Origin of the sequence: Escherichia sp. AM3 (assembly GCF_032029835.1) — a bacterium.
Classification (GTDB): Bacteria; Pseudomonadota; Gammaproteobacteria; order Enterobacterales; family Enterobacteriaceae; genus Escherichia; species Escherichia coli.
This window is the reverse complement of sequence record NZ_JAVUPQ010000477.1, coordinates 1-665: the sequence shown is the minus strand read 5'-3', so window position 1 is coordinate 665 and position 665 is coordinate 1. Positions and strand designations below refer to the sequence as shown.

Annotated in this window: 2 protein-coding genes; both read left to right on the top strand. The window is 37.6% G+C overall.

Going from position 1 to position 665, the window contains the following annotated elements; genetic code table 11:
• The coding region (locus RTW80_RS26715; RefSeq protein ID WP_312721106.1) for a hypothetical protein at positions 1 to 202 on the top strand (202 nt) is incomplete at its 5' end.
• Positions 203 to 295: 93 nt separating this feature from the next.
• Complete coding sequence (locus tag RTW80_RS26710) at positions 296 to 619, top strand: hypothetical protein (protein WP_312721104.1); 324 nt, start codon at positions 296 to 298, stop codon at positions 617 to 619.
• Positions 620 to 665 lie beyond the last annotated feature (46 nt).

Here is a 665-nt window from a genome sequence, read left to right as displayed (position 1 = left end):
TACACCTGAAGAAGTAAAGAATGCGCGGGTTGCGGCAGGTCTTACTCTTAAAGAAGCTGCTGATATTTTTGGTTATCAACTGAATTCCTGGCAGATGAAAGAAAGTGCAGGTAAGGCCAGTCGTTCTTTATCTATTGGTGAATATCAGTATTTATTGTTATTAGCAAATATGCATCCGTCTTACAGGCTGGTAAAAAAATAACTTGCCATACCTGCAAATGCAGGTATAATAAAACACAGGAAAGGGAAACAGGTTCTCTTTCATCCAGAGCCCAAGCTGGGCGGGAGGTTAAAAATGCAAAACTACGCTAAATCTGTAGCCACAGAGATTTTACGTCAACTTGGTGGTAATCGTTTTATTGTTATGACTGGTGCTAAAAGTTTTTCTTACTTTGATGAAAACGGTGAGTGTGGGTTAACTTTCCGTTTGCCGTCAAATTTTGCAATGAAAGGCATCAACTTAGTAAAAATTAAACTGGATTTTACTGATACGTACCAGGTGAAATTTTCTCGTGTACGTGGTGCTGAAGTTAAAGATATTTCAAGATTCGATAATATCTATTGTGATCAGTTAGCGCGTTTATTTACACAGGAAACAGGGTTACTTACCGTGTTATAGATAAAAAGGGGCATTAAGCCCCTTTTTTAGTTATGAGGAATAATAT